This window comes from Mycobacterium sp., from assembly GCF_052145595.1.
In the GTDB taxonomy this organism is placed as follows: domain Bacteria; phylum Actinomycetota; class Actinomycetes; order Mycobacteriales; family Mycobacteriaceae; genus Mycobacterium.
On the sequence record NZ_JBKQOI010000053.1, the window covers coordinates 1 to 6,261 of the forward strand.

Consider the following 6,261-nt stretch of genomic DNA (forward strand, 5'->3'; position numbering starts at 1 on the left):
GTCACATCATCGACACCGAAATGGTCAAGCACAGCGCCGACCGGCTTGTGCCACTCGGCCGTCATCGGCAATCCTGCTTCCAACGCCGCCCCTTGGCCGGGTCCGTCGAACGCCACGACGTCTAGTCCCGCGTCGCGCAACGCCAACAGCATCGGCAGCCATTCCTCGATGTAGCTATCGAAGCCGCCGAAGACCACGATGACCCCGCGCGGCGAAGCCGGGGTCAAGCGGTAAGCCGACAGGGTTGTCCCGCCATAGACCACGTCGTGATGCTGTTCGGCGCCCACCCCGCACTGTGTGAGCACGGTGTCCAGGAAGGTTTGGCGCGCGCCACGGCGGCGCGGGTCATCCGCCGACATGAAGAACTCAGCGGCGCGGATCAGGTAGGCGCCCGCCAGCATCCGGCCTTCCCCGCGCGCACGCTCACCGAGAGCGAACAGCTGCCGAATCCACTCGTCGTAGTTGGTCAGACTGGGCGCGACCCGCCGCAGCTCGTCGAGCATCTGTGGTTCGCCAACCCAGTTCCAGAAGCGGTTGAGCTGAAAATTCAGCGTCACATCCGGATGAAGGTCGTAATACCCGACCGTTGATGGCTTCGGCGAGCGCGTTGTCATAGGAGCTGCCGACCGCTCCGACTGATGGCTGGATGCCCGCTTCGGCGAGCCGCTCGGTGAACCGGATCGATGTTTACTGGCTGGATTCAATCGGTGGTCGCAATACCGGCTTGCTGAAGCGAGTGTAGGTGGTCATTGAAGGCTTCGGCGGGGGTGCGCCATCCGAGGGTTTTGCGTGGTCGGGTGTTGAGGGTGTGGGCGATCGCTACGGCAGAGGCTCAGAAGCTCCTTGACCAGCTCGAAGCGGAGTTGGCCGCTGCCGGTGCCCGCGCCGGTACCACGCTGTCGTGGACGGTGGCCGAGCAAGAGATGCTCGACATGCTGGCCAACACCGTTGACCGCCGCACCGAGTTGGCCGCACGGTACGCGAAGAGCCGCGACACGAAAACGAAAGTCAAAGTTTCCGTTGAACTTCGCATGCTCGACAACTCGGTGGCCAGGATGCTTAAGAACATCAAAACTGATGTGCCTCACACTGATTCGCTAACGACGATCAAGGCACGCGGGGCGGCTAACGTGCGCTGGGACCGGGAGCGGGCACCCAATGCCGGTGCGTGACGATCTCGGCGTGCGGCTCGACGGCCTGCGGCCATGGCTGAAAGCGCAGTACCGAGCCGAACTCGGAAGAGGTGACGCCCCAGCACGTTTCGAGAATGACGATCCGAAATCGGTTGCGGACCTTGAGAAAACCTCGCCGCATCCGACGCAGATTCGCCGGGTGCTGCGCATGCTGGACAGTCCCGCCGCCGTGAACATCAGCCACCGCCGCATCAAGCAATACCCGCCGACCGCCGCAGTCGGATGGCTATGGGGCTTCAAGGGCGGCGTCGCGGTGGCCAAAGACGGCACGATTGCCCCGGCTGCGTTGGGTGTCGACGTCTACCCGTAAAGCGCCCAATCTTCGTGCTCAGCACCGAGGGGAAGTCCAAGGAGCAACGGCAGGCCGAGCTTGACCGCACGCCCGTGGCTGATTTAGTAAATGGTCCGGTTTATCAAATTGCTTAGACAGCGGCCAGCAGAACTCCCAGAACTCCCAATCCAAAAAAGGGTAGCATAAGGACAATAGTGGTGGCAACCATTGCTAACAACGGTAATAAAGCCGGTATTGCAATAATTACTAGCGCGACAGTTAATGCGTTCTCAATGGCGTTCTCAATGGCGGTATTATTAAGGGCGGCGAACGAGCCCGCACTCGCAGTCAGGGGTTGCAACGACGCGGCGTTGGCGGCCTCAGCGCTGGCATAGGAGCCCACACTGGAAGTCAAGTGCTGCACAAACTGCTCGTGAAACGCCGCCGCCTGCCCGGCCAGCGCCTGATAGTCCTGGGCATGCTGGGAAAACAGGTGCGCGATACTCGCCGATACCTCATCGGCGGCGGCGGGAATCACCGCGACGGTCGGGGTCGCCACCGCCATATGCGCCGCGCCGATCGTCGAACCGATATTCGCCAAATCCGTTGCCGCTAAGGTCATCGACTCCGGTGCCGCGGTCACAAACGACATATCTTTTCTTTCCTTTCAACCGGTCCTCATCGACGCTTCCACACGGCAAAAAGCATCACACGAACTTGCCACGTGTTCAACACGGGCTAGACAACACAGAGCGACGGGCTAGACAACACAGAGCGACCGGCTAGACAACACAGAGCGGCCAGTTCGGCGCGCACCCGGTCTTGGGCCGCGATCACGGCGGGGTCGTCGGGGTCGCGGATCGCGGCACGTTCAATCTCGAATCGCAACGACTCCGCCATCTTCAGCAAGAACGACACCCTGTTCTCAGGGGCTGGCAGAGCCATCCGAGTTGAAGTGCCGGTAAACGCTGGCCAGCGATGGCTGGGCGTAGCACAAATATCGCACGGCCACGGATAGCTCACTATACAAAATGCCCTCTGAGGAGGCATTTAGCCTTGTGCCCCGGCAGTGTCTGATTCCAGGACATCGTTGGCAGCTGTCTCGGGACATAGTTGACACCTCTGCAAGCTGGGGAGGTCGGCCATATCGAAAGCGCAGCTCGTCATCACCGCCGTGGTGCTGGAAGGACGCAGCAAAAGCGAAGTCGCCCGCGACTACGACGTCTCCCGCCAATGGGTCCAACAGCTGTGCAAACGCTACGAAGCCGACGGCGATGCAGCCTACGTCCCCCGCTCACGACGCCCACACCATAGCCCTCAGGAAGTCACCGTCGAGGTCGAAGACCGCATCGTGCGGCTGCGCAAGACCCTGACCAAACGCGGCCTGGACGCCGGCGCCGACACCATCGCCACCCATCTCGCCACCGACCCCAGCATCACGAATGTGCCTGCCATCTCCACGATCTGGCGAATCTTAAAACGCCGCGGCTTCGTCACACCCCAACCGCACAAACGTCCCCGCTCGGCCTGGAAACGCTTCTGCGCCGAGCTGCCCAACCAATGCTGGCAAGCCGACGTCACTCACTGGCACCTCGCCCACGGCGGCGGCGTGGAAATCCTCAACGTCATCGATGACCACTCCCGACTGGCCGTCGCCAGCCTGGTCCGGCGCTTCATCGGCGGCCCCGACGTGACCGCGACCCTCACCAGCGCCTTCACCACCTGGGGCCCACCGGCCTCGGTGCTCACCGACAATGGCGCCATCTTCACCGGACAACCCCGACGCGGCGGGCGCACCGCCCTAGAAATCACCCTGGGCACACTGGGTATCAACTACCTGACCTCGCGCCCCTACCATCCATAGACCTGCGGAAAAGTGGAGCGCTTCCACCAAACTCAAAACAAATGGCTGACCGCACACCCCGCGGCCACCATCGCTGAACTCCAACACCTTTGCGACCAATTCCGCGTCTACTACAACCAGCGCCGCCCACACCGTGCACTCGACCGACGCACTCCGACACAGGCCTACACCCGCCGACCCAAAGCCACCCCAACCGGCTACGTCATCCCCGCCCACTGCCGCATACGCACCGACACCATCGACGCCGCCGGCGCCATCACCATCCGCTACAACAGCCGCCCGCACCACATCGGCCTGGGCAAACGCCGCACTGGCACCAAAATCACCGTGCTCATCGACGACCGCGACATCCGCGTCCTGGACCGCAACACCGGCCAACTCATCCGCAAACTCGTCTTAGACCCACCCGCGACTACCAACCCCGCGGCGTCAAATGCGGAAACAGCGCCGAAAACAGGCAATAGAGGATTCGAACCTGCGACACCGGCTTTTGCAGCCGGACGTTTTCGATGGTTCTCGTTTGTTGTCGCTAGCCGTTGTCGGGCAACAGTTTTCGGCATCCCAATGATGCCAACGGTTGTCGCTAATTCTCGCTGATTTCCGCTCATAAACGGTGAATAAACGATGAGCGATCTATACCGTTATGCGCGCTCGGCCGTCATGTTCATGTCAACTGTGCCCTGGCACGCGCCGCTCAAGATCTCAGTGTGCATGGTGCCGGAAAGTGTCCCGTCGGGTTGGGGTGTGTAGCGCACGTCGGCTCGAGCCGGATCCCATTCGATCGTGGTGTTGGGCATCATGCAGTCCCATTGGAAATCGCTGACTTGCTTCCAGGACGACCCATCCCAGGTGAATTGAACCGGCTGCGGAACCGTCGGGTTGCTCGGCGCAGGGCCGCTAATGATCGTGGCGATGCACTTTCCGCTCGAACAGCTCGAGCGGAACCCATAGGTATCGGTGTGCTGCACCTCAGCGTCACCGACCGCCATGCTAGTCCCGGACTTTGGACCAACCATGAACGTGATCGCGTACTCGCCGTTCCAGGACGGAGGGTTGGCGGAGGCAGTGTGGGGAAGCGACAGGGCGATCGCGAGCGACGTGGCGCATAAACCGACGAGACTGCTCAGACAGTCTGAGGCCATCGGTTTCTCGTCTCGGTCCGTAACGACTTTGGAACTAGAGCGCGCTGCCACAATCTTGGATATATACCCATCTAAACAAGCGCGCCACTGCCGCGACCTCTCTGCCGCGTAACCAGGATCACGAGCAGCCCTCGCCGCGCCAGTCGACACGTTCTGGCAAGGACGAGAGCAGAACCGTCGCCACCAGATCCGATCCACCTTCAGCAGCGCACCACAGACCACGCAATGCGTCGCCCTCTCGGGGTGCGCTTGCGGTGCAACGGATCTCGTCATGGCTCTCTCAACTTTGGAATATGCGGAGTTGAAATTTGCTGGTAGGGTACCACTTTCGCGCTGTGTCGGCCACGCTGCGCGCCAAGGAGGAACAAAACCCCTCAAACGTACACGGCACAATGTGCAGTTTCGGCCATGCGCCGCCGAGGGGGTGGCAGGGGGGTCTACCCACCCCGCCAGTGCCGACGGGCATGGTCACCATGCGGTTGATGGGGTGGTGCGGCACCTGATTGGCATGCTATGTGAAGACGTCGTTGAGGGTGACGGTTTGCAGGTTGCGGCTTTGGATGATGTCGAGCAGCTGCGCGTAGCAGTGGGTCACGGTGGGCAGGTTCGCGTGGCCGATCACGATCTGTTGGGGCTGAAACGACTTCAGCGCGTTGGCGATGAGTGTGGTTTCGTTCTCCGGCCGCCAGTCGCCGATGTCGGCGCTCCACATGGTGATCGTGGCGTAGCCGAGGTCGGCGGCCACTTTGTCGGTGGCGGCGGTGTGTCGGCCGTAGGGCGGTCGGAAATACGGGGTGCCGTCCACTCCGTAGGTGTTGCGAAGGAAATCGGCGTTTCGGCTGATCTGATCGGCGACGGCGCCCGGGCTGAGGCGGGTGATGTCCGGGTGTGACCAGGTGTGGTTGCCCAGCGCTATCTGCCCGGAGTCCACCATGGGCCGCAGCGCGAGTGCGTTGACCGACCATGCGATGTTGGTGCCGTTGACGAAGAAGGTCAGCCGGGTGCCGCTGTCGTGGCAGAACTGCGCGTAGGCGGCCACCACGTCGACGCTGACGCCATCGTCGACGGTCAGCGCCACCTGATTGCCGTCCCCGGGCAACCGAGTCAGCACACCGGCAGGTGCGGGCACCCGACCCGTGGGGATTTTCCATCGGACCGGGGCAGCGCCTGCCGTCCCGGCCCGGGTGGCGGCCGCCAGCACGGTGACCGCTATGGCGCATAGCATCGTGCGCCGATCCAGGTAGTGCACGGGGTTAATGTTACTCAGGCGTAGGGCGGGTCAAAGATTTTCTTTACCTTCTGCGCCTTGAACTTTCGGCTACGCGGACGCGCCCGGCCGAGGCCGGCAATGTCGGGGAATCAGGCGACGGCGGAAGGGTACGGCATGTCCTTACACAGCGATCGAATCGCATCTCTTAATCAGCGGTCGAGTCGTCGCAGGACGTGAGCAAGGAGACCGGAGGCGGCATGTGGTGGAGGGGGGCACCGTTGTGGTGGAAAGCGCTCGGCGAAACACCCCTAGGTCATCGTTGTGGCGGTGCTGGTTTTCAATGCCGCTTTCGGGTTCCTCCAGCAGGGCCGGGCCAGGGCAGTGGATCTCAATGCCGATCACCTCGCCGCCTGTGTTCTCGACAGCCTCGGGTAATCCGGTTGGTGACCCGACCACCGTGGCTGTTGACACCGCCGGGCTGGCGGCGGAGCGTCGGGACGGGCGGTTGCAGGCAGCCATCACCGCCCTGCTCGAGCGGCACCGCAGATGCCTGCACGAGCGGTACCCGGTGCTCGGCGCCG

Annotated in this window: 6 protein-coding genes, 1 tRNA gene and 2 pseudogenes; 4 read left to right on the forward strand and 5 right to left on the reverse strand. The window is 62.5% G+C overall.

Annotation, left to right across the window (positions count from 1 at the left end; translation table 11 throughout):
- A pseudogene (locus ACLP4W_RS03415) lies at positions 1 to 614 on the reverse strand (hypothetical protein); the annotation flags it as partial.
- Between the two features lie 192 nt (positions 615 to 806).
- Here ACLP4W_RS03415 and ACLP4W_RS03420 point away from each other — a divergent pair.
- Together ACLP4W_RS03420 and ACLP4W_RS03425 are read left to right on the forward strand one after the other, a co-directional pair.
- Positions 807 to 1,172 (forward strand): hypothetical protein, encoded by a 366-nt coding sequence (locus ACLP4W_RS03420; RefSeq protein ID WP_442384140.1) that lies wholly within the window; start codon positions 807 to 809, stop codon positions 1,170 to 1,172.
- On the forward strand, positions 1,165 to 1,503 hold the full coding sequence (locus ACLP4W_RS03425; RefSeq protein ID WP_442384142.1) for a hypothetical protein: 339 nt from the start codon (positions 1,165 to 1,167) through the stop codon (positions 1,501 to 1,503). The genes ACLP4W_RS03420 and ACLP4W_RS03425 overlap by 8 nt, the downstream gene beginning before the upstream one ends.
- Before the next feature lie 112 nt (positions 1,504 to 1,615).
- On the opposite strand, the gene ACLP4W_RS03430 is transcribed toward ACLP4W_RS03425, so the two are convergent.
- Positions 1,616 to 2,116 carry a PE family protein gene (locus ACLP4W_RS03430; RefSeq protein WP_442384144.1) on the reverse strand — a complete coding sequence of 167 codons (501 nt, stop codon included), beginning with the start codon at positions 2,114 to 2,116 and terminating at the stop codon, positions 1,616 to 1,618.
- Positions 2,117 to 2,638: 522 nt separating this feature from the next.
- Between ACLP4W_RS03430 and ACLP4W_RS03435 the strand changes: the two genes are divergently transcribed.
- Entirely contained in the window at positions 2,639 to 3,328 is a 690-nt protein-coding gene (locus ACLP4W_RS03435; protein WP_442384146.1) for a DDE-type integrase/transposase/recombinase, read from the forward strand.
- A gap of 12 nt (positions 3,329 to 3,340) precedes the next feature.
- Positions 3,341 to 3,424, forward strand: a pseudogene (locus ACLP4W_RS03440) (trp operon leader peptide); the annotation flags it as partial.
- Positions 3,425 to 3,773: 349 nt separating this feature from the next.
- Here ACLP4W_RS03440 and ACLP4W_RS03445 read toward each other — a convergent pair.
- The 3 genes from ACLP4W_RS03445 to ACLP4W_RS03455 all read right to left on the reverse strand — a co-directional run bounded on the left by ACLP4W_RS03445 (position 3,774) and on the right by ACLP4W_RS03455 (position 5,710).
- Positions 3,774 to 3,886, reverse strand: a tRNA-Leu gene (locus ACLP4W_RS03445).
- Between the two features lie 83 nt (positions 3,887 to 3,969).
- Positions 3,970 to 4,470, reverse strand: coding sequence for a hypothetical protein (locus ACLP4W_RS03450; RefSeq protein ID WP_442384148.1), 501 nt, complete (start codon positions 4,468 to 4,470; stop codon positions 3,970 to 3,972).
- 511 nt (positions 4,471 to 4,981) lie between these two features.
- Positions 4,982 to 5,710 carry a polysaccharide deacetylase family protein gene (locus tag ACLP4W_RS03455; protein WP_442384150.1) on the reverse strand — a complete coding sequence of 243 codons (729 nt, stop codon included), beginning with the start codon at positions 5,708 to 5,710 and terminating at the stop codon, positions 4,982 to 4,984.
- Positions 5,711 to 6,261 lie beyond the last annotated feature (551 nt).